Genomic DNA, 26942 nt, shown 5'->3' on the forward strand with positions numbered 1-26942 from the left:
GCGTTATGTGTCGAACAACGATTGCCCGAGGTAACCACCGGGCGACGGCACGCCCGGCGGGATGACGAACACCGCCGAGCCCACCGGGGTGGTCCACACGTTCAGGGCGTCGAACTCTGCGAGTCGCTGCTGAACCGGCAGGAATTGGGCGTCCACGTCGCGTTGGTAGGCGGCGAAGAGCAGGCCCGAATTCGAGATCCGGCCCGGTGCGGGGGCGTCGTCGTAGTTGTAGCCGCGGCGCAGGAACCGTTCGCCGTCGTGCGTGTGGTGCGCGCGGGCAATGTGCGCGGACGGCGGGATGACCGGGATGCCGTTCTCGTCGACCGCCGCGAAGTCCGGTTCGTCGAATTCCTTGTCGCCGGTCAGCGGGGCGCCGTTGGCGACGGTGCGGCCGACGGTGAGTTCCCTTCCCTCCTGGTCGATTTCATCCCAGGTGTCGAGGGTCATCGCGATTCGGCGCAGGACACAGGAGGTGCCGCCCGCGAGCCAGGGTTGGGCCGCGCCGTCGTCCCAGACGAGTCGATCGAAATCGGTTCCGGGGGCGATGTTCACGGTGCCGTCGACCTGGCCCATCAGGTTGCGCGGGGTCCGGCCGGGCTCGGCATTGCGGAACCCGCGTTGCACCCAGCGGATGGTGACCAGCGACGACACGCTCCGGCACAGCACGCGGACCGCGTGCGACACCGTGGTCGCCTCGTCCGCACACACCTGCAGCAGCAGATCCCCGTCGCTCCAACCGGATTCGAGCCGATCGATGGCGAACGGCGGCAGCGGTCTAAGCCAGGCCGGACGGCGGTGCTCGAGACCCGAGACGGTGAACACCTTGGGGCCGAAGCCGACCGTGACGGTGAGCCGCGCCGGGCGTTGCGCCAGTTCGGGTTCCGTGTCGGCCAAGGCCGGGCGGCCCTGGGTCAGGCGGGCGGCGTCGCCGGTCCAGATCTTCAGGATGCCGATGAGATCGTCCTTGGCGACGCCCGGTTTCAGGTCGACCGCGACGAAGGCAGCCTGAGACTGCGGGTCCGTGGCGATCCCGGATTGATGTGGGCCGTAGAACGGTTCGATGGCCGGCCGAGCGTCGTCCGCCCGGTGCGTGAGTGTGCCCGCGCCCCAACCGATCCCGGCCGCGCCCGCCGCGACGGCGCCGCCCCCGAGCAGGCGCCGTCGGTTGAGCCGTCCCCGGCTGGTCTCAGCCACCGTGCGCCGGCGCCTGCGCACCGTTCGCGTGGTCGGGCGCGTAATTCTCCCGGTTGCCCGAGAAATCGCGTACCTGAGCGGTGAACGTGGTCGTCGACCCGTCGTCGAAGGTCAGCGTGACCGGCGTTTCGGTCCCCGTACGCAACGGGCCGGTGAGCCTCATGAACATGATGTGATCCCCGCCCGGCCGCAACTCCGCCTTCCCATGTGCCGGAATCACGAACCCGCCCGCCTTGGGCCGCATCGTCTTGGTGCCACCGGCATCCGCGACCACCTCGTGCAATTCGACCCGACTCGATGCGGGACTCGTGGCCGACACCACCGTGTGTGCCTTGTCGCTCGAGTTGTTCAGCTCGCCGAACGCTGCCGACATGTCACGGTCCGCCGCCTTGACCCACTGGTCTTTGATCGTCACCGAATCGGCTGCACGCGTTTCGGCTTCGTCGTTCGACGAACAGGCGACGAGGAGGAGTGGAAATGCCAAAGCCGCGGCAGCGGCGCGCAGTACACGTGAAGAGCGGCGGTCGCGTGCCGAATTGCTGGTGAGAGTAAGCATGAAGATCTCCGATCGTGGGGAAGGTGTTGTCGCGGTGCGAGTTTCCGCACCGCGGTCAGCAGGGAGTGCGGTCGACGTGAGCTGGCGATGCGGACCGCCCGGCGACTCGGCCGGCACCACCGAGTCGGTTGTGCCCGAAATCGGTGAACTCGCCGCCCTCTACACAGCGCTGCTGGACAGCCTCTACCTCGCCGGCGTCGTGGTCGTCGGCAAGTCCGTCGGCGGTGATGGCCAGGTACTCGAATCAACAGCGGCGCTCGTAATCAGCATGGCGGCAGGCCTATTCGCACTATCAGCGGACCCGGTCGGCTGTCTGAACCACAGTGAAGGATTGGACACCGAGCAATCGGCTATTCGCCCTGCGCCGTTCGACGCCGGTAGCGCGCGGAATAGGTTGTGCAACAACACAGCTCGTCGACCTCGTAGCCGGCAGTGAGCCCGGCTCAGCGGTGCAGTGGTGGCCCGCGCAGTCCGACGCCGGAGCTGAACAGCAATCGCCGTGGCGCAGTGAGCGGCCCCACGGGGACCGCGGAATGGAAGACGAAGGGGGCTACCGGACGGGTGCCGATCACTCGCACAGCGCGGTCCGCGGCCGAAACAGCTCTCCCGAAGCCGATTTCGGCGCCACGGATGAGCACCGCCCCGACCGGGATAGCGCCCAGGTGTGCCGCGAGCATCACCGACGTCATACCCGCACTGTGATGATGACCCGGCGACATCGTCAGCGCGACATGACCGGCCGCCTGCCCGATCGCCAGCAGCGCCATCACCTCGGCCACCCCGAAACGAGGCCGCCGCGCGCCGACCACCGCGCCGACAACCATGCACGCGGCAATCAGCAACCCGATCGAAGACTCACCGGCCGAGACCACACCCCCACCGACAGCATGCGCCGCGATACTCACCGCCCCGGACACGGACCCGACGAACGCACCACGCACCCGCGCCGTACCCTCCGCCGATCTCCGCACCGAGCCATACTACTTCCGGTCGTAGACCCGGATCTCACCGGTCGCAGTGCACAGCTTCGGTTGTCCAGGAGGTGCGAGGCAGTTCAGGTCGGTGCGGGGAGAGGTGCTGTCGACGTGCTGGGTGTTGGCCGTCTTTGCGGTGGTGGTTCGCCGGGCCGAGTCCTCGGCCCGGGGCGGTCGAACTCCGCTGACCGGGCGTGGAGGCGGCGGTGCTGGGGTCAGCTGTCGAGTAGTTCACGGGTGAGCGTGTCGCTCCACCATTGTTGGACGCGGTCGGGGTGCCAGGATCGCTCGAGGGTGAGGGTGGTGTAGGCGTCGATGTTGCACAGCGCGGCGTAGATGTCGACGGCGGTGGTCAGGTCCGGGCGCAGGGTGCTGGGCGGCCATGAGGAGAACACGTCGATGCGGGTTTGGTCGGCTGCATGTCGTGCGTGACGGTAGAGGTCGGCGAAGTCGGGTTCGGTGCGGGCCGCGTCGCGGATGAGTGTGATCAGATCACCGGCTCGTTCGAACAGGCGCCGGTCGTAGCCGGCCATCGCGGCGAGTTGTCCGGCGGGCGTCGGCGAGGACTCCAGGTCCGCCAGCATGCGCGAGGGCTCGGCGGACAGGTCCGCGGCGTGGATCAGCGCCCAGGCCAGTCCCGTCTTGTTCCCGTACGCGGAGTAGACGGTCGGGGTCGAGACGCCCGCCTCGCGCGCGACGTCGCTGACCGTGGTCGCGGCCCAGCCTCGGGCGAGGAACAGCCGACGGGCCGCCTCGGCGATCTCTGCGCGGGTCTCGCGGGCCTGCGCTCGGCGCCGTAGTGAGTCGTAGCGACGGACACCTTCACGATCGTCCACTGGCCACCCTGCCTTCCCTACGCCTATATTGAATATAGGACATATTAAACGAATATTGATCGTCGGTGATCACGGCACGGCGGTCTCGGTTGCGGGGAGGGATTTTCGATGGGTTTGATCACGACGGCGGGTTTCGCCGGGTTCGGGTTCGTGGTGACGGCGGTCCTTGTCAATGCCGTCTATATCCGGGCACGGTTGCCGTTCCCGGTCTCGGCCGCGGGTTTGGAGGAGGTCACCGATGCCTTCGCCAACGTCGGCGAGGCGTTGAAACGGCCGTCGGTGCTCGCGCCGGTCGGCTGGTTGTGTCTGACCGTCTTCGCCGCCGGCCTGACCGCGGCGTTGTGGGACCGCGGATCGGATTCCTCGGCGTGGGCGTTGGTCGGCCTCGCCGGTGTGCTCATGCAGAACGTCGCTTTCGTGTGTGTGGAGGCGCTGCGTTTCGGTATGGCCAGCGCCGCCGCGCACGATCGCGGCTCGACGGCAGGCTTGTGGGGATTGAGCAATGTGCTGTTCGGGTTCAACCAGTCCTTCCTGGCGATGGCAGTGCTCGGTTTCACTCTTGCCGGAGTGGGTGCCGAGTTCATTCCCGTATGGCATGCCTGGCTCGGATATGTCAGCGCCGCACTGCTTTTCGTCTCGGCAATGGCGAGTCCCTACAACGCGAACGGCGCGAGTCGCCTCGCTCCGATCGGGCTGATCGGCTGGCTCGGCTGGGCCACCTGGATCGTGGCCTACAGCATCACGCTGATCTACCGGTGACACACACGATCTCGGCGCTGAGGTCTCGAGCACTGCGCGGGCGGACCGTCGGCCTCGTGCGGCAAGCGGCGGGATCGCTTGTCCGTCCGCCTTCGGCGGTGACGGGGCTCAGATCGGCTCGCCGAGGCGTTCCCAGGTCCGCCGGATCAGCGATCCGGTCTCGGCGGAATCCGCGCTGAGCTGATCGCGCAGTGCCGCAACGGAATCGGCGCTACCGAGCGATCACGACGCGCGTTTTCGAGCAGCAATGTGCGCAGAGCGCGACGCGCCGACTGCGCGGACCAGGCGTTGACTGCCGCCACCGCCGACCGGCATGGCCGAACTGGCTTCCGGTAGCCCGATGACGTCGTCACCGTCTGCCATGAGGCGGATATCGCCCGCCGCCGGCGTCGCCACCTAGACGAGCACGGGCAGCAATTCCGGGCGCTTGGGTTCCTGGCCGGTCCCGGAGGACTCACCGCGCAGCCGGCGACCGATCCACGGCGCGAGGTAGCGAGTGGCCCAGCGAAACTCCGTCGTTACCGTGTCGGTGAGCGATCGGCTCACCGAAGGCAGCGGTTCGAGCCAGGACTCGTCGGCACCGGGGACCTCGAGTGCGGAGGCGAGGGCACGGGCGACGATGTCATGGCCGACCGGGCTCAGGTGCAGCCGATCTTCGTCCCAGGCGGCGGGATGGGTAGCGGCCAGGACGGGTTCGAAGTCGACGAGGGTCACTCCGGTGCGGGCGGCCAGTGCGCGCAGGTCGGCGTTGAGGGTGTGCACGCGCCCGGAGAGCGGCCGGGCGAATGGAGCGATGGCGCCGATGTCCGGAAAGGTGAACGTCACCACCGTGGCACCGATCTCGGTGAGCGCGCTGAACATCGCCTCGATGTCGGCGAGCAGTCCGGCGCGGTCGAAACGGGGCCGGATGATGTCGTTCATGCCCGCCACCACGGTGGCCAGGTCCGGTTTCAGCGCGAGGGCCGGGCCGAGCTGCTCGGCGCGGATTTCGGCGGCACGGCGGCCGCGGACGGCGAGGTTGGCGTAGTGCAGGGCCGGGTCCGCGGTGGCGAGCAGGGTGGCGAAGCGGTCGGCCCAGCCGCGGTATCCGCCGTGGCCGTCGGGGTCGCCGATGCCTTCGGTCTGGCTGTCGCCGAGGGCGACTAAACGGGCGAAGGCGGGTCCTCGGGTCGGCTCCACGTCGAGCTCCTGTGGTGTGCGTCGATGGAATGCCCTACTGGCGCTCCGATTTTCGAGTCATCGTCGCACGCGTTCAGAGCGGCCGGAATCCCGACCCGATGCCGCCGCCCTGGTCGATGTCCTCCAGGACCATGCCGATCTGGGTAGCCACGGCAGGGTCGTGCAACGGTGCCACCGGCGGGTGGCAGACCATGTCGAACACGGTGACGCCGACCATCTTCACCCCGATGTGACCTACGTTCATGCCGACCAGCCGATCGCCGATGGTCACCGGCCCGCCGGAATCGCCCGGCTGGGAACAGGATTGGTTCTGGAACCACCATCGATGGGTGTCCCACACGACGCCGCAGTTGTATCCGGAGGTCCGTCCGTTCTTGCACACCACGTCACCCTGCTGCGGTGGTGCGCCGATGCCGCCGATCAGCGTCGCGGCGACCTGACGGACCGGCGCGACCTTGGCGCGATCGAATTCGAGCACCGCGTAGTCGTCGAGATGATCGACGGCCGCCACGGTGCCGAGGACGCCCGCGTCCGGCACCCGCTCGGACCGCACCGACATGCCGATTTCCGTGCAGTGTCCCGCGGTGAGCCCCACCAGCCGGTCGGCGCGGTCGTAGCCGATGGTGGTGAGCGTGCACACGCCGCGGCCGAGCAGGATCCCGGAACCGCCGCCGAGTGGCACCCCCGGCGTCGCGCTCGCGACGCCGGGCAGGCCCGCGGCGAACGTCAACACCGCGACACCGAGGACCAGTCGAATCCCGAACCGTTTCAGAGCAGCCACGTCGCACCCTTCATCCCGGGGATGTTGCAGGTCACGATCATTTGTGCACGCCGGCGGTGGAGCCGATCCGATTCTTTCAGACCGATCGGTTTCCACAGGGCTGGGTGACCGCTCCGTGATCAGATCTTGGGCGAAGCGCAACCAGCTGTTCCCGCAGAGAGATCGGTTGGCGCCGTATGGGATGCCGAGGAGCGTTGATCGTCGCTGTTCTCCTTCGAGCTGAGGGAGAGATCGGGCGATGCGTAGTGGTGGCCACGGCCCTCGAGCTGGTTGTCGCATCGGCGGGTTACGGTCCCGCATCCGGCGCACCCCCCGTCCCGGTCGACTGCATGACCTGGCAGATGACCGGGCGTCCGCGACGAGCTCGGACTGTTCACGGCACGGCCTGTCCTGCGGGGCATCGCCAGGACGCACAGCGGCGGCCGGCTAGATCACCGAAACCGGCGTGGCCGAGCAGAGCAACGTATCAATGTCCACGGCATGCAAGCGGATGAAGACGTCACCCACAAAAGATTCGAACAATAGCGCTCGGCACCGCCTTGGTCGATCACGCACCATGCGCCGAATCATCCCGCACCTCACAGGAATTCGTCGAGATGTGCCAGCAACGCCTCGGGTCGCTCCTCGGCGATGAAATGCCCGCAGTCGGGAATGGCGGCACCCCGGACATCTTCGGCGTAGGCGCGCCAGATCTCTAGTGCCGGAATATCTTCGAGGAAGCTGGCCGCGCCCCACAGGGCGAGCACCGGCATGGTGAGCCGATGGCCGGCGTTCGTGTGGTCGTGCTCGGCGTCGAGGGCGGCGGCGCGGTAGTCGTCGAAGCCTGCGCGCAACGCGCCGGGAGTGCTGAAGGCGCGGATGTATTCGTCGATGGCTTCGCCGGGCAGGCCGTGCCGGTTGACCGTCCAGGTCTCGAAGAAGTACCGGAGATAGCCGGGAATATCCTGGCCGACAAGACGTTCCGGCAGATCCGGTTGCAGGTGGAACAGCCAGTGGAAGTAGCGGCGGCCGAGCGCGGCGTCCATTCGCCGCCAGGTCTCCCTGGTCGGAATGATGTCGAGCACGGCGAGTTTGCTGACCTGATCGGGGCGATCCAGCGCCCAGCGATGCGCTACCCGCGCGCCGCGGTCGTGCCCGACGACCGCCGCCGAAGCGAAACCGAGCGATTCGATGAGCGTGGCCACGTCGGCGGCCATGCTGCGTTTGTCGTAGCCGGTGGTCGGCTTGTCGGTGTACCCGTAACCGCGCAGGTCAGGGGCGATCACGGTGTGCCGCTCGGCCAACGCGGGCAGCACTTTGCGCCAGCAGTAACCGGTCTGTGGCCAACCGTGCAGCAACACCAGTGCCGGACCTGCGCCGGCGCGGCGGTAATGCATGTGAATGCCGTTCACGGTGGCGACCCCGCGGCTGATCTCGACCATAGGAGCATTCTCGGTCCGGTCGGGCGGCAACGGCGGCGGAATCGGGTCAACTGCCTCGGCTAGCTGCGAAAGTTGCGGCAGGGGACCGACTCCGGGTTGGTTCACCGCCGAGTGGTCATGCGGTGGGGGACACGGTTGCCGAGGTTGTCGAGGTTGCGGTCGTGGTGGGCGCAGAGGTGGTCGAGGTGGGGGCGATCGAAGTCGTCGGCGATGGCGCGGTGGTCGGTAGCTGAGGTTCCGGGCAGACGCCGGTCTGCTCGCCGAGGATGTCGATCTCGGCATTGGCCCGCGGGTCACCCGCATAGTCGATGCGGTCGGTGCATTTGACGTAGGCGTCGGCGGGCGGCCGCTGCGGTTCGGGGCAGACGCCGGATTCCGCACCGAGAGCGTTGATTTCGGCCTTCGCGCGGGGGTCGCCCGCGTAGTCGATGCGGTCGGTGCATTTGAGGTAGCCGTCGGACGGCGGTTGCTGGACGGCCGCGGTCCGGGGGATCGTGGCAGGCGCCGGTGGACCGGGTATCGCGGCGGGCTGGGTGGGCTTGCCGCTGGCCGCCGTGGTCGTCAAGGGCGAGCTCGCGATGGGTGTCCTTGTGGCAGCGGGCTTGTCGGTGCTGACGGAGGAGCATCCCGTGAGGAGCATTGCCACGGCCGGCGCGAGCACAGCGGCCGCAACGCTCCTTCGAGTCGATAAGTGCGCGAGTCTCGTGCGGGCCATGTCTCCTCCTGGTATTCCGGCGTGGTCGCCTCGAAGGCCGGGTAGATCGCGAACCAATTTGCGGCGGTGCGAGTTCTGCGCGCGTCGAGCTGTCCTCGACCAGACGCGACGACGCTAGAAATCGGGGGAAGCGGCGAGAGCGTCCTGCCAGATGGCGCCGTCGTGGTTCGGCGCTACCTCTCCCGAACCCCCCCGTGCCGCGGCCTCCACGTGCCGATCCGGTACCCCGGTGAACCCTAATCTCCACCGTCGATCACCAGCAGCCACCAGAATCACGGGGTTGGCCCGCCGCTCGCGACGTGCCGACCGACGAATCCTGCGGCCTCACAACGCGATAGTCGCGCAGACCGGGTTGTGATCGGACAGCCCGTCCGAATCCTCGACCGCCACCTCACGCACCGTCGCTCCGCGCACGACCACATGATCTATGAACTGCGACTTCGCCCCCGATGTACGCGGACGAGTTGCCAGCGAGCCCGGCTCCGGCTCGGCAACGGCGAAACCGGCACCGAGACTCGACGCGACCGTCTCGCCGTCGACATTGAAGTCGCCCAGCAGAATCGCCGGGTATTCCGGTGCGGCGGAGGCCAATTCCGCCAGGCGGGCGAGCTGCTTCCCGCGCCGCCGGTCACCGGTCACGTGCGTGGCGATCACGACAACCCCGCCGGTACTGACCGCGAGCGCACCCTTCCCGGGATCGTCGGCGAACGACTCGGCGGTGATCTCCCGGCTCGCCCCCTCCACGATGAGCACCAAATGCTCACTCGGATCGCGCAAAGCGCTCGCGTGCCTGCGCGCGGTCGGCACCCGCACATACTGCATCGAGTGCACGGTCCGCCCCGGCAACGCTGCCCGCAGGCTGAACAGTTGATCACCGCTGACCTCTTGCAGCGCCACGACCTGCTCGGTTCTGGCCGCCACCCGCTCGGTCACCGCGTCGATGCGGGCCGCCTCGTCCGGCCACCGGCTGGAGACGTCCTCGTACCAATTCTCGGCGTGGATGCGGTGCAGAACGTTCCACGTGGCAACGGTGATCACAGATCGCGATGCTAGGGGACCGCTCATCGGCGCTGTCCGGCGGAGCGGCATCCCCTCGAGTGATGCCGGAGGTGTATGGAGCGTTGCTCGGTTCGCCGGCGGTCAAGTCGAAGCGATTGGGGTATCGCCGCTTTCGTCGGTCATCCGGTCGAGCCGCGGGAACAGGAGCTCCTTGATCAGCAGCAGAGCCGCCGCGGCAACCGGAATGGCGAGCAAGGCGCCGACGATGCCGAGCAGCGCGCCGCCGAGCAACACCGCGACCACCGTCACCACGGCCGGCACCTGCACCGTGCGGCCCATGATCTTGGGTGCCAGCAGATAGTCCTCCACCAGTCGCAGGAAGACGAAGAAGCCGACGGTGGCGAGACTGACCGGCAGCGACACCGTCAGCGCGACCACCGCGATGATCACCCCGGCCAGCGTCGAACCGATCAGCGGGATCAGGTCCAGCACCGCGACGAGCACCGAAAGCACCAGCGCGAACGGCACATCGAAGGTGAGCAGCCAGATGAAGGTGAGCACCGCGGTGATCAGTGAGATGAGCAGATTGCCGAGCACGTAACCGCCGACCTTGGCGAAGATGGCGTCACCGATCAGAATGGCGCGCGGCCGGCGCGCGTGCGGGAAGAAGCGGTAGACGCTGGCGCGCAGGGCCGGGAAGTTGGCGGAGAAGTAGGCGGTGAGCACGCTGAGGATGACCGCGCTGGTGATCGCGCCGAACACCACCTTGCCCGCGCCGAGCAGGCCGCCTGTCCAGGAGGTGTCGGTGGTGATGCCCTGTTGCAGCTTTTCGTCCAGGTGGAGGCGTTCCGAAGTGCTGCGCACGATCGGATAGGTCTGCTCGAGGTGACGCAACTGATCGGGTGCGTGATCGATCAGCGCTCGGCCCTGATCGATCAGCGGGGTGATCGCGGCGGCGAGAAATCCGGCGAGACCGGCCAGCACGCAGACGAAGACGATCGTCACGGCGACGCCGCGGCGGACGCGATGCCTGGTCATCCAGGAGACCACCGGCTCGATGCCGATCGCCAGGAACATCGCCGCGACTACGAGGACCAGTGCGTCGCGCGCGTCGACGAGCAGGCGGGCGAAACCGACGGTGACGATGACGCCCGCCGCGCCGGCCATACCGATCATGAACGGGGACCAGCGATCGAATCGTTTGCCCGGCGTGCCGAGTGGATGCTTGGTGGTGCTGATCGCGGCGGCGTCGGCCTCGGCGGCGGTGATGACCGCGGGCTCGTCGGTGGCGTGGGGTTGGCCGACCCAATGGCTGTGGCCCGCATCGGCCGTGCCGTCGTCCACGGGGTTCTCTGTCGAATCGTTCACTGCGCGGGTCCTTCTGGTGTCACCACGCCATGGCGGCGGGTGGTGGCTGCCTACCCGGTGCCAGATCGTCGAAACAAGATCTATGCAAACATTGCGATCTATGCATATTATGGTCGCATGAGTACACAGGAACGAGGCGAACACGCGCACGGGGGCGCACTGCTGGGGGAGCGGTCGGAGTTGATCTTCGCGATCGCGTCCGGCGTCACCTATGCGGGCGGCATGACGGCGAAGTACCTGGTCTCCGCGCCGGAGTGGGCGGCGATCGCGCTGTTCGCGGCGACCTACTTCTTCGGCGGCTACTTCACCATCCGCACCGCGATCGCCACCGTGCGCCGGGGCCGCTTCGAGGTCGACTTCCTGATGCTGGTCGCCGCGGTGGGCGCGGCCATGGTCGGCAAGTGGGCCGAGGGGTCGGTGCTGCTGTTCCTGTTCAGCCTCGGGCATGCGCTCGAGGAGTACGCGATGGGGCGTGCGCAGCGCTCGATCGAGGCGCTCGCCGAACTCGCCCCCGATACCGCGTTGGTGCGTGGTGCGGACGGGGTGGTGCGTGAGGTCGAGGTGGATGCGCTCGCCATCGGAGATGTGGTTGTCGTGCTGCCGAATTCGCGGCTCGCCGCGGACGGCGTGGTGGTCGACGGAGTGAGCAGCGTCGACGAGTCGTCGGTGACCGGTGAGAGCATTCCGGTGGAGAAGGCGCCGATCGCCGATGCCGCCGCCGCACTCGCGAGTAGTACGCCCGTACCGGAATCGCATCGGGTATTCGCGGGCACGATGAACGGCTCCGGCGCGATGGACGTGCTCGTGACCAGCCGGGCCGCCGACAGCATGCTGGCCAGGGTCATCACGATGGTCCGCGAGGCCGACACGCAGAAGTCGCCCACCCAGCGGTTCATCGACCGCTTCCAGCTGTTCTACGTGCCGGTCGTACTCGCCGGTGTGCTCGGCGTGCTGGCCTTCGGTGTATTCGCCGCGTCCGAGCCCTTCGCCGACAGCTTCTACCGGGCCATGGTCGTGCTCGTCGCCGCCAGTCCGTGTGCGCTGGCGATCGCGACGCCGAGCGCGGTGCTGGCCGGCATCGCCCGGGCCGCGCAGGCCGGTGTCCTCGCCAAGGGCGGCGGGCCCCTGGAAACGCTCGGCCGCGTGCGGTCCATGGCATTCGACAAGACCGGCACCCTGACCTGGGGGCAGCCGAAGGTCACCGACATCGTCGAGACCCGTCCCGAACTGCGCGACGAACTGATCGCCACCCTGTTCGCCGTCGAGTCCTATAGCGACCATCCTCTCGCGGGTGCGATCACCCGCGACCTCGCGCTGCTCGTGCCCGCGGGCACCGAACGCAATGCGACGTCGGTGAATTCGGTGACCGGTCGCGGCATCACCGCCCTGGTCGACGGTCGCGCGACCGAGGTCGGCAACCGCATCATGTTCTACGAACTCGATCCAGAAGGCGTGCCCAGCGAGATCATCCGGATCGTCGACGAACTGCACGAGCGTGGCCGCACCACGATGATCGTCCGCCACGCCGGCGTGTACCTCGGCGTCGTCGGCGTGATGGATGTTCCGCGCGCCGAAGCGGCACCGGTCGTCGCCCGGTTACGTGAACTCGGCATCGACGACATCGTCCTCATCTCCGGCGACAACCAGCGCGTCGCCGACGCCGTCGCCGCCGACATGGGCCTCGACGCCGCGCACGGTGGCCTGCTGCCCGAGGACAAGGTCACCATGATCGGCAAACTCGGTGGCCGCAACGGCACCGCCATGGTCGGCGACGGAGTCAACGACGCCCCCGCCATGGTCAACGCTTCGGTCGGCATCGCCATGGGCGCAGGCGGTTCCGCCGTCGCCTTGGAAACCGCCGACATCGCCCTGATGGTCGACGACATCGGCCGCCTCCCGTTCGCCGTGGCACTCAGCCGCCGCACCGCCCGCATAATCCGCCAGAACCTGACCTTCTCCCTCCTGATAGTCGCCGCCCTCGTCCCCGCCACCCTCCTCGGCCTCCCCATCGGCCCCGCGGTCTTCATCCACGAAGGCTCCACCCTCCTGGTAGTCGCAAACGCCTTGCGCCTACTACGGTTCCGCCGCGGCGCCGAACACGAGGGAATCGACCACGAGCCCCGCCCCACCCACTGACCGCCCCCGATCACCGAGACCGGCCAGCACACAATGCGCCCACTATCACCGAGATCGGCTGGCACATAGTGCACCGAAGCACTCGATGCGAACATCCGAACACCCTCAACAGACCGAACACACTGGCCACCGGCGACCACCCGCCCCCGAGCGGGACTCACGACTCCGGACCGCAATAACAGGCACACAACGCAACAACGCACCCGACGCCATTCCGCCCCAACTTCATTCACCAATGGTCGGGTCGGCTCCAGCCGACCCCACTGCTTCGCCGACCACACCACACCATCCCCGCCCCACTCATCGGCCGCTTCGCCGCCCACCGCTCGATCTCGGAGACCTGGGAAACCGGCCACTCGCCCTACCTGAGCCAAACAGCCGCCGTGGCCGACCTGGTCCAGGGATGGTGGCGCACCAGTCAGGTGAACAAAAACTGACCGGCCAGGAGCGACCGAACGGCCCGAACCCCACTGCACGCGCCAAGATCCATACGCCGCCTGGAGCCTGCAGTTCCTATCGCCACTTCGGTCCATTGACCAGGGACACCGCAGAGCGGCTACTCGCGATTCGGCACAGCCGCGCAGCTCTGAGGCGCCCAGCTTTATCCGAACCGACTCGCCGACCAGCCAACGTCTCAACGCCTACCGTGTCGACCACCCGAGGCCTCACCAAGCGCCCATAAGACGCCCACCCCTCCCGTAACACCCCGCCCCGTGGCATACGCCATAGCCGCACACCTCCTGATTTCCCGCACACCTCCTGATTTCCCGCACACCGAACTGATGTCCCGCACACCGAATTGCATGCGATTCCGTGTGCGGGAAATCAGGAGTGTGCGTTTGTCGGAGCTGGGCTGCGAGTCCATCCCGCGCGGCGCGCGCAGCACCCCGGCCGGTTCGTCGACCGCAGCTCCGCATGGAGTTATGAGCGCCCGCATGGCCGACGACCCGCGGAACACGGCCCCGTCAACACGGAATCTCCACATTTGGTGCGGTACCTCTCCACAGAGCATGGCTAGGGTTCCGAGCATGGAACAGAGCGGAGCGGCTGGGGGACAGCTGGCGCGGCGGATTCTGGTGGTCGATGACGAGGTGACGATCGCGGAGTCGGTGGCGGCGCGGCTGCGGGCCGAGGGGTTCACTGTGGACCTGGCTCATGACGGCCCGGGTGCGGTGGCCGCAGCGTCGGCGCTCGCACCTGACCTGGTGGTTCTCGATGTGATGCTGCCCGGCTTCGACGGACTCGAGGTGTGCCGGCGGATCCAGGCCGAACGTTCGGTGCCGGTCCTGATGCTGACCGCCCGCACCGACGAGACCGACCAGCTCGTCGGACTCGGCGTCGGCGCCGACGACTACCTGACGAAGCCGTTCTCCTTGCGCGTCCTCACCGCTCGCGTGCACGCACTGCTTCGTCGCATGGACCGCGCCGCCGACCGCGACGGCGACACCATTGTCGTCGGCGATCTGCGCATCGATGTCGACCAACGCCGGGTCTGGCGCGCCGAGGTCGAAGCCCAGCTCACTCCACTCGAATTCGACCTGCTCGCCCGCCTCGCCCGCCGCCCGCGCGTGGTCCTGGCCCGCGAACGCCTGCTCGAGGAGGTCTGGGACTGGGCCGACGCGGCAGGCACCCGAGCCGTCGACAGTCACGTAAAGGCGTTGCGCCGCAAACTCGGCGCCGACCTGATCCGCACGGTGCATGGCGTCGGCTACGCGTTGGAGGCGCGATGAAGCGCTCCCCGGCATCGCGATCGGCGGATGTTGGGCGGGACCAGCGGTCGAGTGCCGAGGGAATCGACCAGCCTCGCCGGCGCTTGACGCTCATCGAACGGTTGCGCGCGCTCTCGGACTGGATCGCCGAGATCCTGCCGCGCCCGCTGGATCCGGTGCGATCGATCAAGGTGAAACTGGCGATCCTCATGTTGTGCGCAGGCGGGATCGCGTTCGGGTTCTTCCGAATCAAGATCGGCTGGTTACCGCCGAAGACAACCATGGCCGCCGTCGCTATCGCACTGGTCACCTCCCAGTTTCTCGCGCACGGCATCACCAGACCGCTGCGCGAGATGACCGCGGCCGCCAAACGAATGGCGCACGGCGACTACACCCGACGCGTGCGCGCGACGTCGCGCGACGAGGTCGGGCAGCTGGCCGAAGCGTTCAACCAGATGGCTGCGGACCTGGCCGCCGCCGATCAGCAGCGCCGCGACCTCATCGCGAACGTCTCGCACGAACTGCGCACGCCGATCACCGCCTTGAACGCGGTGCTGGAGAACCTCGTCGACGGTGTCTCCGAACCGGACCCGAAGACATTGCGCACCGCGCTCGCTCAAACCGAACGGCTGAGCCTGCTGGTCTCCGAACTGCTCGATCTGTCCAGCATCGAGGCGGGCGCTTTCCCCTTGGACCGCGAAAGCCTAGACCTCGCACCGCTATTGGCCGAGGTCGTCGCGGAGGCAGACGTCGCCGCCGCGGCGCTCGGGCGCGGTGTTCGGTTCACGACCGACGTGCAGCCCAGTACCGTAACGGTTTTCGCAGACCGTGCACGTTTGCATCAAGTGCTGCTCAACCTGCTGGACAACGCCGCCCGCCACGGTCCGGCGGGCGGTGAGGTCCGCGTGACCGCCCGCCGGCAGTCCGGCAAATTGGTGATCGAGGTGTCCGACGACGGCCCCGGCATCCCGCCGGCCGAACGCGCCCGCGTCTTCGACCGTTTCACCCGCGGCGGCCGAACCGCGGGCGGCGGAACAGGTCTCGGCCTCGCCATCTCCCGCTGGATCGTCGACCTGCACGGCGGCACCATCGCCGTCGCCGACCCCGGCTCTCGTATCCGCGTGGTCCTGCCCGGCCACTGATCCGTTACGTCCATCCGGCCCGGAGCGATACGTCCCGGGGCGATTCCGCACACCCTCAGGAGGGGAAAATATGTCCGAAACACCCGGTTCACCAACGCCGTCGAGACCTGACGGGCCCGAACCCGCGTGGCCTGCCGAACTCGCCGAGGGGTCTCGGGCGCCCGGTACCGGAGCGACGTTACTGGTGGACGAACCTCGTCCTCAGTCGAAAAACGCGACGTCGCAAGGTGATTCGCTCGATCTGATGAACATGCTCGCGCAGCCGACCTACCGGCGCCCGCCGCCGAGGTGGCGTCGGGTCGCCAGCCCGCGCGGTGTCCTGCCCGCCGCGGGCCTGGCCGGATTCACCGGCGCGGCACTGATCCCGTTGGACCGTCCGGGAATCGGCTGGCTGCTCGCCGGTGTGGTTGCTGTCGGCGCGGTGTATCTGGTGGACCGCAATGCGCGTCGGTCGGTGGTAGGCGCCGTGGGGAGCACGGTCGAATCCGGAGCGGGTTCGTCTGCGGGGCAGGCGGTTGCCGAGGATGCAAAGACGTCGAATCCCGGAGGGGAGGATTCGACGTCCGCTGCGGGGGCCAGTGCGATCTCCGACGCTGAAATATCCGGCACGGCAACAATATCCGGCACGGCAATCACGGATTCGCAACCCACTGAACGCGCGCAGGCTTCGGATTCGATCGGATCGAGCGCGCGCACAGCAGGCAAGTCGAATCCCGCAGGCCCACTGTTGAAATCCGGCCCGCCGCAGAAGACCCTGGTCGATGCCGTCGATGCCGTCGATGCCGTCGATGCCGTCGATGCCGTCGATGCCGTCGATGCCGTCGCTGCTGGCGCTGCTGGCGCTGCTGGCGCTGCTGGCGCTGCTGGCGCTGCTGGCGCTGCTGGCGCTGCTGGCGCTGCTGGCGCTGCTGGCGCTGCTGGGATTGCCGCCCCGGCGACTGCTGAGACAACCGCAGCCGACGAGGAAGAGGCCACCTCGACCACCGGTGAAACAGGCACGGCCCGTGTGAAATTCGAAGCTGACGATGTCGGCGCGAAGGCGGATCTCAAATCGGGCGAGTCTCCGAGTGATGACGGCGCCTCCGCATTAGGTACCGAGAAGGTCGCTCTGCCGAAGGGGGAGTCTGGCGTCACGGTGACGCCCGTGGGTGCGGTAGGTGCGTCGGCGTCCATGAGTGCGGAAGACGCGGCGGCGTCCGAGAGTGCGGCGTGTGCAGCGACTTCCGATCTGAAATCGGGCGAGTCGCCGAATGATCGCGGCGCCTCCGCAATAGATATCCAGCGGGTCGCTCTGCCGAATGCGGAGTCTGGCGTCACGGTGACGTCCGTCGGTGCGGAAGACGCGGCGGCGTCCGAGAGTGCGGCGTGTGCAGCGACTTCCGACCTGAAATCGGGCGCTTCGCCGAGCGATCTCTCGGCCTCCTCAGTAGAGGCCAAGTGGGTCGCCCTGCCAGAGGCGGGATCTGGCGTCACCGTGACTCCCGAGGGTGCAAAAGATGCGTCGACATCCGATGGTGCGGCGAGTGCAGCGACATCCGAGGGCGTGGTAGGTGCGTCGACATCTGAGGGTGCGGTAGGCACGACTGCATCGCCGGTGGATGGGCCGGCCGATCCCATCGCCTCCGACATCCCGCAACAACCGACGATCCCGCACGGACTCGGCGAGAAGTACGCCCGAATCTGGTGGACGACAATGCTTCTGGCCCTGCTGGCTGTCGGCACGTTCCGCGCGGCGGGCTGGCTGTCCACCCTGTGCGTGCTCGTCGCGGGTATCGCCGGCTCGCTGGCGATCATCGATCGGCGCTCGGCGCGTGGCGTGCTCTATGACGTGACCGCCTGGCCGTTCGCGGTGTTCGAGGCTGTTCCGTGGGCGCAGGCGGGGATCCAGCGGATGCGGACCGGTACGCGGCAGCGGGAGTGGGGCGTCGCGGTGTCGGTGGTGGTCACCCTCGTGCTGCTCGCGGTGTTCGTGCCGCTGCTCGGCGGGGCCGACGCCACCTTCGCGAAACTGCTGGAGTCGGTGACACCGCAGGTCGACGGGGCCCGGACGTTCCAGTGGATCGTGGTGTTCGTCGTGGTCGGATTGGCGGCGCTCAGTGCGATGTACCTGCTGGCCGGTCCGCCGCCGCCCGCGACGGGATCCGAGGCGGCGCAGCGGGGCCGGTCGCTGCGGCGGGTGGAGTGGGCGTTGCCGGTCGGCGCGCTGACCGTCCTGTTCACCGTGTTCGTCGGCGCCCAGTTCGTGGCCCTGTTCGGTGGCGACGACTATGTGCAGCGCACCGCGGGCCTCACCTACGCCGAGTACGCGCGCAGCGGTTTCTGGCAGCTGGCGGCCGTGACCATCCTGACCCTCGCGGTGATCCTGACGGTCCTGCGCTGGGCGGCGAAAGACTCGATGGCCGACCGCCTGTGGTTGCGTGTGCTGCTCGGCGCGGTGAGCATCCTTTCGCTGATCATCGTCGCCTCGGCTCTCGCCCGCATGTGGACCTACCAGCAGGCTTACGGCTTCACCCTGCTGCGGCTGCTGGTCGAGGTCTGTGAACTCTGGTTCGGTCTGCTCTATCTGCTGGTCCTCGCCGCGTTGGTCAGCCTGCGCCGGATGTGGTTGCCGCGCGCGATAATCGGCACTGCCATGGCCACCCTGCTCGCCCTGGCCGTCCTGAACCCGGAGCGGCTCATCGCCGATCAGAACATCAACCGCTGGGAGCACGGCAAGTCTCTCGACACCGACTACCTCGAGCAACTCTCCGCCGACGTCCTCCCCGCCACCGACCGCCTGCCCGAACCCACCCGCACCGAAATCCGCAACCGCGTCCGCGACCACCTCGATCCGGACACCTGGCACACCTGGAACCTGTCTCGCGCGAACGCCGCGAAGTAACAGAACGGGCGCGGCTGGTCGGCAGGATCGACCCGCCGCGCAACAGGTCTCAGTCCGAGGAACGGGAGATCGCGTGGCTGACAGCCTCGATCGCTCATGCCCGGCGGTGCGACGACTTCCCGCACAGTCCGAATTCGACGCGATGCAGGCCGGTTCGACGCGGTGCAGACCGGAGCAGCTCCGTGATACCGGTACCTCCTCGGGCTAGTTGCTCATGTACCGGTATCCGGCTGCTCGGCAACGCTTGGATGCGTGCTCCTTTGATCGGGGCGAGACTTCGAGGTCAGGTGGGCGCGAATGCATGGGCGGCAGCGTCGGCAACGCCTGGGCGCGTCCTTCGTCGGTGACGGCGCGAGACGTTCCTGCGGTCAGGCGGGCGCGCATGCGTGTGCGGGCAACGCCTGGGAACGTCGTCTTTCACTGACGGAGCGAAACGTTCCCCGGTCAGCTCGACGCGAGTGCGCGGGCGACGGCGTCGGCGGGGCCGGTGGCGGGGATGGTTGCTGCCAGCGGGGTTCCGTCGGCGTCGAGGAGCTGCCAGCCGCCGAGGGAGATGACCGGGATGCCGCGGCGGCGGGCGAGGGCGAGTTCGGAGAGTGTGCCCCAGGAGCCGCCGACGATGATCACCGCGTCGGCGGAGGCGATGAGGATCGCGTTTCGTGCTTCGCCCATGTCGGTGAACAGCACCGCGGACAACCCGGCGCACACCGCATCCCGGTCGCTGTCGGGTCGCACGCCGATCACCAGCCCGCCCGCGCCGGACGCTCCCTCGGCCACCGCCGCCATCACACCGGTGCCACCGCCGCACAACACGGTCACCCCGGCCTCCGCCAGCAGCCGCCCGACCTGTCGCGCCTGCCCGTCCTCCCGCTCACTGCACTCCCCGGGCCCACACACAGCCACCTGCACCGCGACCTCCTCGAATCCGGGCGGGACACCACCGAGCAGTTACTCGACCGTTGCCACCACCATGTCCCACTCGGAGCGTATCGATATGTCGGTGGGGTGTGGGCGGGTAGGGAAGGCCATCGGGTCGGCGGGGGCCGGGGAGGTGTGCGATAGCTGCGGTTGGGGCGCTGGCGATCGGCACCCCTTTGCTGCCGACATTCGAAGCGTCTCACCGAAACCGGCGCCGCGGTCTGTCTCTCATTCGACCAGCATGATTGCTCGATGTGTGCAATGTTGTTACTGCGCAACGGCATTGAGGGGTGTCTCGCAGCGCTGAGTAGGCACCGGGTAAGGGGGTGCGGCGGAATTATGTCGTCGTCCAACGTTTCCGGGGGGAGTTCCGCCGCGCACCGCGGGCGGCACACGGCGGTTCCGTTGTGGCCGGGGATGATTCCGCCGCCGCGCCCGCAACGCTGGCATGCCCAGCGGCGGAATCGGCCGTGGCTGGTCGGGTCGGCCGCGGTGGTCGGATCGATGGCCGCGGTGGCGGTGGTCATGGTGTACACGGCGTCGGCGAGTACACCGCGGCAGTCCGCGACCTACTCCGATCCGGTCCTGGGCGGCGGCCCCGGCTGTCAGCCGACTCGTAACGAACAGCTGGTGCGCGGCAACGGAACCGGCTCGACCGCCTCGGGTCCGGACGTCATCCTGGCCTTCCAATATGCCTACTACGTCGCGAGATCGGGCGCCGACGCGCGCGCGGTCACCACAACCGACGCCCTGGTGCCACCGGTCGAGGTGATCAACGCGGGCATCAAGTCCGTCCCCGCAGGCACCCAGCACTGCGTGATCATCACCCCGATGGCCGACGGCCGCTTCGACGTGGTGATCACCGAGGTCCGTCCCGACGCCGCCGTGCGCACGTACCGCCAGTTCGTGACGGTCACCGCCGCACCGGGCGTGGTCTCGATCATGAAGATCACACCCCCTGCGTGACCCGCGGAAACATGCGTGCGCGGCGCCCACCAATCGGTCTCGCCTCTGATCCGCACTGAGAATAGGGCACAAAAGCAGGTGTCGCTCCCGAGCGGGAACGCGGTCGCCCAGCGAACGCAATCGCGACTACGTCGAAACGATCGCCAACTGCCGCGACTGCGCAACCAAAGTTCCTGTGCTGTCCCAGATCTCGAAGTCTTCCTCGTGGAACCCATCCATCAGGTAGTTGGTGGTGACCCGGCACGCCAGCCATCCCGGCGCCGGCCGGCTACGAATGTGCACCGTGAGCTCGATCGTCGACGATCCGGGAATCCCGAGATCGAACACCACCGGCGCCACCGCGTCGACCAGGAACGCCAGCGCGATCGGATCGGCCTCCCGCCCATCCGCCAGCCGCATCCAGAACTCGACGCACGTCGAACCCCCTGGACTGCCACGCCAGAAACCCGGAACCTCCGCCATCCGCGTCTCGGTCCGCTCGGAAATCGTGGGCCGCTGCCGCGGATAGTCCGCGAACGGATCGACACAATCCTCCGGCGCGGGCAACGCCGGCGGTGTGCCGTTGACCAGTGTCGGCCCCTCGGCTGCCCCCAGATCGGTGAAGGTGGCCAGCACCCGCAGGATTTCCTTGTCGTCGCGCAGCATGCTCGCCTGCCCGGTCGCGGTGCGGCGCCCGACCCGCACCACGTCGGTGGTGATCCGCGCGGGCCCCGGACTGCCCGGTCGCAGGAAATGCGCGGAGGCGGAAAGCAAATCGGGGTGCGGGAACTCGTGGCGCAGCGCCTGTAAACAGGTAGCCAGCAGATACCCTCCATTCGTTGTGCTGATGAAGGTGGTCCACCGGTCCGACAGCGTGAGCGCGAACTCGTGCTCCCCGACCCGTTCGCTGGCCGTATCGCTGTCGAACACGAAACCCGCCGTAGTAGTCATCCCACGATCTTGCCTGTCGAACGGGACATGAGCGAGCGCGCATCCGGCCGTGTCCCGTTCCGCAAAAGCTAGCCAGTCCGTTGCTGGTTGCAGTGCGAACTACCGGTACGGCCCATAGTGCGCTCATGAGCGCCCCGGCGAAAGGAAGACAGATGCAGACATTCGCGATGAACACCGATATCACCGATTGCCGGGTGGATCCCGGCCCGATGTCCGCGGCCCGCGCGCATCGAGCGATGCAGATCCATCTGGACTGTTCGGTGGACACCTGCCGGGTTCGCCGGCGTGCCCGTAGCGTGCTCGTGCAGTCCGGGTCGATGGTGCTCGATCCGCGCGCTGTGCGGTAGCTACGGACCGCCGAAAAATTCGTCCCGATTTCGACCCATCCGGTTCGGCGATCCAGGCGAATTCCGTTCCGTCCAATCCCCAGCACGGCCTCGAGCCGTATCGACGGAAGCGAAAGACAACGATGACTGTATTGCGACGTTCGGTTGTGGCGGCGATGGCGCTGACCGCGTTGGTGGGTGTTTCGGCTTGTTCGAGTGACAACAAGTCCGACGACAAGACCGGGGCTCCCTCCGCGTCGGCGGCGATGACCACCTCGGCCGCCGCGTCGGGCGACCTGGTCGGCTCCGGCTGCAAGGCCTACGCCCAGCAGGTGCCGACCGGCGCCGGGTCGGTCAGTGGCATGGCGCAGGATCCGGTCGCCACGGCGGCCTCGAACAATCCGCTGCTGACCACGTTGGTCGCCGCGGTGTCGGGCAAGCTCAATCCGCAGGTGAATCTGGTCGACACGCTCAACGGTGGCCAGTTCACCGTGTTCGCGCCGGTCGACGCGGCGTTCGCGAAGATCGACCCGGCCACGGTGGATTCGCTGAAGACCGACTCGGCCACGCTCACCAAGATCCTGACCTATCACGTGGTGCCGGGCCAGGTCGCGCCGGACAAGATCGCGGGCACGCACAAGACCGTCGAGGGCGCGGACGTGACGGTCACCCGCAGCGGCGACGACATCAAAGTGGGTAATGCCTCGGTGATCTGCGGCGGCGTGAAGACGGCAAATGCGACGGTATACATGATCGATACCGTGCTCATGCCGCCGGCCGCGTAACCTCGCCACACCGTAGTTCGGAATGGTCCTTCCCCCTCAGGAGTCGTGCTCGCCGTGTTGCTGCCGCAGATCCATTCCAGATCCGTCCCTGTCAGCGATCGATGCGGAGGTGGGCATGCCGAATGAGCCGAAGCTCGCCGCGATCCGCCTGCGCCGCAACACCGGCGAGGGCGGACCGCCGGTGATGCCGTCGTGCTCGACCGGCGTGGATCCGGAGGAGGCCGAGCGGTCGCGGCGGCTGGCCGAACTGCTCGACTCGATCGCGGGCGGCGACCGGGATGCCTTCACCGAGTTCTATCGGGCGACCAGTCACCGGGTCTTCGGTTTGGCGTTGCGTATTCTGCGTGGTCACGCGGCGGCCGAGGAGATCACCCAGGAGGTGTATCTACAGGCGTGGTCGCTCGCGTCGGGGTATGACCGCAAGCTGTCCAGTCCGATGGGTTGGCTGATGATGCTGACCCACCGGCGGGCGGTGGACCGGGTGCGCCGCGAGCAGTCCGCCGCGAGTCGCGACATCGCTTACGGCCAAGCCAATTTGGGCCGCGATCACGATGTCGTGGCCGAGGAGGTCGGGCAGCTGCTCGACGAGCAGTCGGTGCTCGACTGCCTGGAAACGTTGACCGCGATCCAGCGGGAGGCGGTCGCGCTGGCGTATTACAGCGGCCGCACCTACAGCGAGGTCGCCGACCACCTCGAGGTCCCGCTGCCCACCATCAAGACGCGGATCCGGGACGGATTGAAGCGGCTCGAAAACTGCCTGACAGGAAGTGATACCCGATGACCGACCCCGAGCGGCCCGGCACGGACCTGCTCGACCTAGCCTACCCGTACGCGATGGACGCGGTCGCCGAGCTCGAGCGCCGCACCATCGAACATCGGTTGCGCGACGCCGATCAGGATACCGCTGATGCCTTCGCCGCCATCGTATCCGGTGTGCGGGAGACGTTGGCCGCGCTCGCCGTGCTGGACGCGACCCCGCCGCCGGCCGAATTGGAGATCTCGCTGTTGCGGGCGCTCGACGAGGCGACGCGGGTGACGGGTAAGTCCCGCAACAGGTTCGAGCGCGTGCGGTGGTTGGCGGCCGCGGCCGCGGTGGTGGTGGCGATCGGAGCCGGCGTCGGGGTGGCCGTGTACCGCTCCGCGGATCCGGGGCCGGCCGGGCTCACCGCGCAGATGGTGCTCGAACAGCCCGATGTGCTGGTGAAGTCGGTTCCGGTCGCGGGCGGTGGCACGCTCACCATCCGTACCTCGGCTCGAATCGCCGCCGCCACCGTGACTTTCGAGTCCGTGTCGGCTCCGCCGCCGAATCGTTCGTACCAGGTGTGGTTGATTCCGCTGGGTGGGACCGCGCACTCGGCGGCGGTGATGACCGAGTTGCCTGCCAGCGGTCCGGCCATGGTGACCCGCTTCGATGCCGTGGACACGTTGGCTGTCACGGTCGAACCGGTTGCCGGTTCGCCGGTCCCGACGGGCGATGTGATCGCCAGCGTAAATCTCACCTGACCTCAGCTGCTTCGCACGCGTCGCAGCTTCCATCCCGACGACAGGGAAACTGCGATGAAACACGTTGTGGCACAAGCACGCCCGAAACGGGCATTCAACCTGGCCGCTGCGGCGTCGACCGGAGTATTGGCCGCGCTGACGGTGCTGGGCGTCGGTCATCTGATTGCGGCGTTCATCGATCCGGCCGCCTCGCCGTTCTACGCGATGGGTGCCGCGGTAGTCGACCATACGCCACATGAGTTGAAGGATGCGGCGATTCGCCGATTCGGCAGCAACGACAAGCTGGCGCTGTTCGTATCGATGGGCGCGGTGATGGTTGTATTCGCCGCGATCCTGGGGATTTTGGAGCGCCGGCGTCCGGTGGGCAGTGCGCTGCTGGTCCTGTTGGGCGGGGTGGTTGTGGAGGCCGCGTTGCAACGGCCGACGGCCACAACATGGTTCGCGGTGCCGGGGATCGTCGGGGTGGTGGCCGGAGTGGTCGTGATGCGGGTTCTCATCCGGCAGATCGGGATCGATGATCACCGTCTCAGCGCCGAGTCGGCGACAATCGTTGAATCGACCTCGGACGATCCTCGGCAAGAGGTCGGCGGGGCATCGCCAGTGCCGCACACGAACGATCGAGATGACCCACGGGCCGGCGGAGTCGAACCGGATACCGGCCGGCACACAGCAGGGTCGGGTGCCGGGCACCACACAGCACAGCCGGCGGGTTCCGAGCACCTCTCCGAGGCGGACGACGACCGACGGTTGAGTACCGGACAGCATTCCGCCCCGGTCAGCGCTGATCATGCGGTCCGGCGCAACTCGGACCCAGGCGGCACGAGATGGTGGCGCACCCGGCTGCGCCCGAACACAGCGACCAATGATCCGCAAATGCGCGCCCTGGAGCCGAAACACCGGCCCGAGCCAGAAGGAAAACCGCAGTCCGCCACCGATGCTGCGTCAGGCAGTGCTGGTCAGGCAGCGAGTGCCGAGGCTGAACGCTCAGTGGCCGGCGCTGAGGGAGGAAGCGGTGGCGGCACGGAAGGTGATACCGGACGCCTCGCGCGCGGTGTCGTGGGAGCGAATGCCGACACAGAAACTAGCGCCGGTGGTGCCGGAGTAAGTGGCTACGCAGACGCTGGCGCTGGTGCGGCGGCGAGCAGTGGGGGCGCTGGCGGTGCCGCAGTGAGTGGGGATGTGGAAGCTGGCGCTGGAGGTGCGGGAGTCAGTGGTGGTGCTGAATCCGGCGACGGGCGTGTGGCGGGAGTGGGTGGCGGTGCCGAAACTGCTGCGGGAGTGAGAGGTGGTGCTGAATTCGGCGACGGGCGTTTGACTGGCGGCGTTGCGGGGATGAGTGGCGATGTGGAAGCCGGTGGCAGTGGTGCGAACGCCCGTGACGATGACGCAGCCGACAGTGGGCGTGCTGCGGAAGCGAATGGTGGTGGCGCAGTCGATGACGAGTGCGTTGCGGTGGCGAATGAGGGTGGCGGCGCCGGTGACGGGCGTGGTGCGGGAGGGAGTGGCGGCGGTGAACGTAATACCGGAAGTGGGGCGGGTCGTGTCGCGGGAGTGGGTCGTGGACCTGGTGTAGTCCCCGGCGCGGCGATAGGGTCAGACGGAGTCGACCACTCCCGCAATCCGAATTCGGGCGGTGAGCGTTTGTCTGGCGCTGGTGCTTCGCGGCGGCGGTTTCTGGCGATGGCTGCGGGGGTTGGTGCGTTGGCGGCGGGGGCGGCGGTTGCCGGGAAGTGGATCGGGGCACGGTTGCATGATGTGGTGGCCGATCGGGCCGGGTTCGTTGTGCCGCGGGCGGCGGTACCGGCGCGGGAAGCGGGACCTGGTGTGCGGCAGTCGGTTCCGGGGTTGTCGGAGTTCGTCACGCCGAACGATCGTTTCTACCGCGTCGACACCGCGTTGCAACTTCCGGCGCTGACGAGTGGTGACTGGCGGATACGGATTCACGGAATGGTGGACCGCCCCATCGAATTGGACTTCGACCAGCTGCGGCGCCGGACGCCGGTCGAGCGGATGATCACCATGACCTGCGTGTCCAACGAGGTCGGCGGCGACTTGGCGGGCACCGCGGTCTGGACGGGATACCCCCTGGCAGATCTGCTCGCCGAGGCCGGGGTGCGCCCGGAGGCCGACATGCTCCTGTCCCGCAGTGTCGACGGATTCACCGCGGGCACACCGGTTTCCGCGGTCACCGACGGCCGCGACGCCCTGCTGGCGATCGGCATGAACGGCGAACCGCTGCCGATCGCCCACGGTTATCCAGCCCGGCTGATCGTGCCCGGTCTCTACGGCTACGTATCCGCTACCAAATGGGTTGTCGACCTCGAACTCACCCGCTTCGACCGCGCGAAGGCCTATTGGACCGAACGTGGTTGGGGCGCACAGGCTCCCATCAAAACCGCGTCCCGCATCGATGTCCCCGCGGCCTTCGCCACCATCCCGGCGGGCGAGGTCACCGTTGCCGGCGTCGCCTGGGCCCAGCATCGCGGCATAGACGCCGTCGAAGTCCAGGTCGACAACCAACCGTGGCAACCGGCCACCCTCGCCGACGAATACTCCACCGACACCTGGCGCCAATGGACCTGGCGCTGGACCGCCACCCCCGGCCCCCACACCCTCCGCGTCCGCGCCACCGACCGCACCGGCACCCCCCAACCCGACACCCGCACCCCACCCTTCCCCGACGGCTCGACCGGCTGGCACAGCCGCGTAATCACCGTCAGCTGACCGTCCCTCGATTCTCCCTCCGGCTCAATTCTCCTGTACTCGAGTCGACGCCTGTACTTGAGTCGACGTCCGCGCTGTCTGTGCGCAATTCGTGGACCGACCGGGGAATGCCAGCCGGAGCTGATCGCCCAGTCAGAGCC

Annotated in this window: 25 protein-coding genes and 1 pseudogene; 14 read left to right on the forward strand and 12 right to left on the reverse strand. The window is 67.9% G+C overall.

Annotated elements, in window-relative coordinates:
• Positions 1–3: 3 nt before the first annotated feature.
• Complete coding sequence (locus tag ACFYO1_RS15155) at positions 4–1194, reverse strand: Dyp-type peroxidase (protein WP_387230876.1); 1191 nt, start codon at positions 1192–1194, stop codon at positions 4–6.
• On the reverse strand, positions 1187–1678 hold the full coding sequence (locus tag ACFYO1_RS15160) for a copper chaperone PCu(A)C (RefSeq protein ID WP_387231882.1): 492 nt from the start codon (positions 1676–1678) through the stop codon (positions 1187–1189). Before ACFYO1_RS15160 ends, ACFYO1_RS15155 begins: the two co-directional genes overlap by 8 nt.
• Here ACFYO1_RS15160 and ACFYO1_RS15165 point away from each other — a divergent pair.
• The gene (locus tag ACFYO1_RS15165) at positions 1599–2186 is read left to right on the forward strand and encodes a hypothetical protein (protein WP_387231934.1); all 588 of its coding nucleotides are present in this window, start codon (positions 1599–1601) and stop codon (positions 2184–2186) included. The genes ACFYO1_RS15160 and ACFYO1_RS15165 overlap by 80 nt on opposite strands.
• Before the next feature lie 7 nt (positions 2187–2193).
• On the opposite strand, the gene ACFYO1_RS15170 is transcribed toward ACFYO1_RS15165, so the two are convergent.
• Positions 2194–2721 (reverse strand): hypothetical protein, encoded by a 528-nt coding sequence (locus ACFYO1_RS15170; RefSeq protein ID WP_387230878.1) that lies wholly within the window; start codon positions 2719–2721, stop codon positions 2194–2196.
• A gap of 218 nt (positions 2722–2939) precedes the next feature.
• Positions 2940–3560: a TetR/AcrR family transcriptional regulator gene (locus ACFYO1_RS15175; protein ID WP_387230880.1), complete on the reverse strand. Its 621-nt coding sequence runs from the start codon at positions 3558–3560 to the stop codon at positions 2940–2942.
• Positions 3561–3668: 108 nt separating this feature from the next.
• Between ACFYO1_RS15175 and ACFYO1_RS15180 the strand changes: the two genes are divergently transcribed.
• Positions 3669–4319 carry a hypothetical protein gene (locus ACFYO1_RS15180; RefSeq protein WP_387230881.1) on the forward strand — a complete coding sequence of 217 codons (651 nt, stop codon included), beginning with the start codon at positions 3669–3671 and terminating at the stop codon, positions 4317–4319.
• Positions 4320–4715: 396 nt separating this feature from the next.
• Here ACFYO1_RS15180 and ACFYO1_RS15185 read toward each other — a convergent pair whose 3' ends face one another.
• The 6 genes from ACFYO1_RS15185 to ACFYO1_RS15210 form a co-directional block, all read right to left on the reverse strand.
• Complete coding sequence (locus ACFYO1_RS15185; RefSeq protein WP_387230883.1) at positions 4716–5498, reverse strand: SGNH/GDSL hydrolase family protein; 783 nt, start codon at positions 5496–5498, stop codon at positions 4716–4718.
• Between the two features lie 73 nt (positions 5499–5571).
• Positions 5572–6279, reverse strand: a complete 708-nt coding sequence (locus ACFYO1_RS15190) for a hypothetical protein (protein ID WP_387230885.1) — start codon at positions 6277–6279, stop codon at positions 5572–5574.
• Between the two features lie 578 nt (positions 6280–6857).
• Positions 6858–7700 carry an alpha/beta fold hydrolase gene (locus ACFYO1_RS15195; protein WP_387230886.1) on the reverse strand — a complete coding sequence of 281 codons (843 nt, stop codon included), beginning with the start codon at positions 7698–7700 and terminating at the stop codon, positions 6858–6860.
• 115 nt (positions 7701–7815) lie between these two features.
• Entirely contained in the window at positions 7816–8265 is a 450-nt protein-coding gene (locus ACFYO1_RS15200) for a hypothetical protein (RefSeq protein WP_387230888.1), read from the reverse strand.
• Between the two features lie 474 nt (positions 8266–8739).
• Positions 8740–9453, reverse strand: coding sequence for an endonuclease/exonuclease/phosphatase family protein (locus tag ACFYO1_RS15205; protein ID WP_387230889.1), 714 nt, complete (start codon positions 9451–9453; stop codon positions 8740–8742).
• A gap of 102 nt (positions 9454–9555) precedes the next feature.
• Complete coding sequence (locus ACFYO1_RS15210; protein ID WP_387230891.1) at positions 9556–10782, reverse strand: AI-2E family transporter; 1227 nt, start codon at positions 10780–10782, stop codon at positions 9556–9558.
• A gap of 117 nt (positions 10783–10899) precedes the next feature.
• Here ACFYO1_RS15210 and ACFYO1_RS15215 point away from each other — a divergent pair, with 117 nt between their 5' ends.
• From ACFYO1_RS15215 to ACFYO1_RS15235, 5 genes are all read left to right on the forward strand, one after another.
• Positions 10900–12918, forward strand: coding sequence for a heavy metal translocating P-type ATPase (locus ACFYO1_RS15215; RefSeq protein ID WP_387230893.1), 2019 nt, complete (start codon positions 10900–10902; stop codon positions 12916–12918).
• Positions 12919–13946: 1028 nt separating this feature from the next.
• Complete coding sequence (locus ACFYO1_RS15220) at positions 13947–14648, forward strand: response regulator (protein ID WP_387230895.1); 702 nt, start codon at positions 13947–13949, stop codon at positions 14646–14648.
• 83 nt (positions 14649–14731) lie between these two features.
• Complete coding sequence (locus ACFYO1_RS15225; RefSeq protein WP_387230897.1) at positions 14732–15769, forward strand: ATP-binding protein; 1038 nt, start codon at positions 14732–14734, stop codon at positions 15767–15769.
• A gap of 761 nt (positions 15770–16530) precedes the next feature.
• Entirely contained in the window at positions 16531–16779 is a 249-nt protein-coding gene (locus ACFYO1_RS15230; protein ID WP_387230899.1) for a hypothetical protein, read from the forward strand.
• A gap of 584 nt (positions 16780–17363) precedes the next feature.
• The gene (locus ACFYO1_RS15235; protein ID WP_387230901.1) at positions 17364–18650 is read left to right on the forward strand and encodes a DUF4153 domain-containing protein; all 1287 of its coding nucleotides are present in this window, start codon (positions 17364–17366) and stop codon (positions 18648–18650) included.
• 444 nt (positions 18651–19094) lie between these two features.
• Here the strand turns inward: ACFYO1_RS15235 and ACFYO1_RS15240 are convergent, their stop codons facing one another.
• Positions 19095–19559, reverse strand: coding sequence for a TIGR00725 family protein (locus ACFYO1_RS15240; protein ID WP_387230903.1), 465 nt, complete (start codon positions 19557–19559; stop codon positions 19095–19097).
• Positions 19560–19907: 348 nt separating this feature from the next.
• On the opposite strand from ACFYO1_RS15240, the gene ACFYO1_RS15245 reads away from it, so the two are divergent.
• On the forward strand, positions 19908–20534 hold the full coding sequence (locus ACFYO1_RS15245) for a hypothetical protein (protein ID WP_387230905.1): 627 nt from the start codon (positions 19908–19910) through the stop codon (positions 20532–20534).
• 126 nt (positions 20535–20660) lie between these two features.
• Here ACFYO1_RS15245 and ACFYO1_RS15250 read toward each other — a convergent pair whose 3' ends face one another.
• Entirely contained in the window at positions 20661–21464 is an 804-nt protein-coding gene (locus tag ACFYO1_RS15250; RefSeq protein ID WP_387230907.1) for a thioesterase family protein, read from the reverse strand.
• A gap of 152 nt (positions 21465–21616) precedes the next feature.
• On the opposite strand from ACFYO1_RS15250, the gene ACFYO1_RS15255 reads away from it, so the two are divergent.
• The 6 genes and pseudogenes from ACFYO1_RS15255 to ACFYO1_RS15280 form a co-directional block, all read left to right on the forward strand.
• The gene (locus ACFYO1_RS15255; RefSeq protein WP_387230909.1) at positions 21617–21811 is read left to right on the forward strand and encodes a hypothetical protein; all 195 of its coding nucleotides are present in this window, start codon (positions 21617–21619) and stop codon (positions 21809–21811) included.
• A gap of 122 nt (positions 21812–21933) precedes the next feature.
• A complete protein-coding gene (locus ACFYO1_RS15260) occupies positions 21934–22575 on the forward strand; it encodes a fasciclin domain-containing protein (protein ID WP_387230911.1) in 642 nt (213 codons plus the stop codon).
• A 115-nt stretch (positions 22576–22690) separates the two neighbouring features.
• Positions 22691–23356 (forward strand): ECF RNA polymerase sigma factor SigK, encoded by a 666-nt coding sequence (gene sigK, locus ACFYO1_RS15265; protein WP_387230913.1) that lies wholly within the window; start codon positions 22691–22693, stop codon positions 23354–23356.
• Positions 23353–24078 (forward strand): anti-sigma factor domain-containing protein, encoded by a 726-nt coding sequence (locus tag ACFYO1_RS15270; RefSeq protein WP_387230915.1) that lies wholly within the window; start codon positions 23353–23355, stop codon positions 24076–24078. Before sigK ends, ACFYO1_RS15270 begins: the two co-directional genes overlap by 4 nt.
• A 1381-nt stretch (positions 24079–25459) precedes the next feature.
• On the forward strand, positions 25460–25651 hold the full coding sequence (locus tag ACFYO1_RS15275; protein WP_387230917.1) for a hypothetical protein: 192 nt from the start codon (positions 25460–25462) through the stop codon (positions 25649–25651).
• A gap of 80 nt (positions 25652–25731) precedes the next feature.
• Positions 25732–26802, forward strand: a pseudogene (locus tag ACFYO1_RS15280) (molybdopterin-dependent oxidoreductase); the annotation flags it as partial.
• Between the last annotated feature and the right edge of the window lie 140 nt (positions 26803–26942).

The sequence above is a fragment of the Nocardia sp. NPDC006044 genome (assembly GCF_042871115.1).
Lineage (GTDB): Bacteria > Actinomycetota > Actinomycetes > Mycobacteriales > Mycobacteriaceae > Nocardia.

Bases quoted from the DNA above. Each gene is read 5' to 3' on its own strand.
- ACFYO1_RS15180 (WP_387230881.1), top strand. From the start codon at position 3,669: ATGGGTTTGATCACGACGGCGGGTTTCGCCGGGTTCGGGTTCGTGGTG.
- ACFYO1_RS15195 (WP_387230886.1), bottom strand. From the start codon at position 7,700: ATGGTCGAGATCAGCCGCGGGGTCGCCACCGTGAACGGCATTCACATG.
- ACFYO1_RS15215 (WP_387230893.1), top strand. From the start codon at position 10,900: ATGAGTACACAGGAACGAGGCGAACACGCGCACGGGGGCGCACTGCTG.
- ACFYO1_RS15220 (WP_387230895.1), top strand. From the start codon at position 13,947: ATGGAACAGAGCGGAGCGGCTGGGGGACAGCTGGCGCGGCGGATTCTG.
- ACFYO1_RS15230 (WP_387230899.1), top strand. From the start codon at position 16,531: ATGCCGTCGATGCCGTCGATGCCGTCGATGCCGTCGATGCCGTCGATG.
- ACFYO1_RS15245 (WP_387230905.1), top strand. From the start codon at position 19,908: ATGTCGTCGTCCAACGTTTCCGGGGGGAGTTCCGCCGCGCACCGCGGG.
- ACFYO1_RS15250 (WP_387230907.1), bottom strand. From the start codon at position 21,464: ATGACTACTACGGCGGGTTTCGTGTTCGACAGCGATACGGCCAGCGAA.
- ACFYO1_RS15255 (WP_387230909.1), top strand. From the start codon at position 21,617: ATGCAGACATTCGCGATGAACACCGATATCACCGATTGCCGGGTGGAT.
- ACFYO1_RS15260 (WP_387230911.1), top strand. From the start codon at position 21,934: ATGACTGTATTGCGACGTTCGGTTGTGGCGGCGATGGCGCTGACCGCG.
- sigK (WP_387230913.1), top strand. From the start codon at position 22,691: ATGCCGAATGAGCCGAAGCTCGCCGCGATCCGCCTGCGCCGCAACACC.
- ACFYO1_RS15270 (WP_387230915.1), top strand. From the start codon at position 23,353: ATGACCGACCCCGAGCGGCCCGGCACGGACCTGCTCGACCTAGCCTAC.
- ACFYO1_RS15275 (WP_387230917.1), top strand. From the start codon at position 25,460: ATGACGCAGCCGACAGTGGGCGTGCTGCGGAAGCGAATGGTGGTGGCG.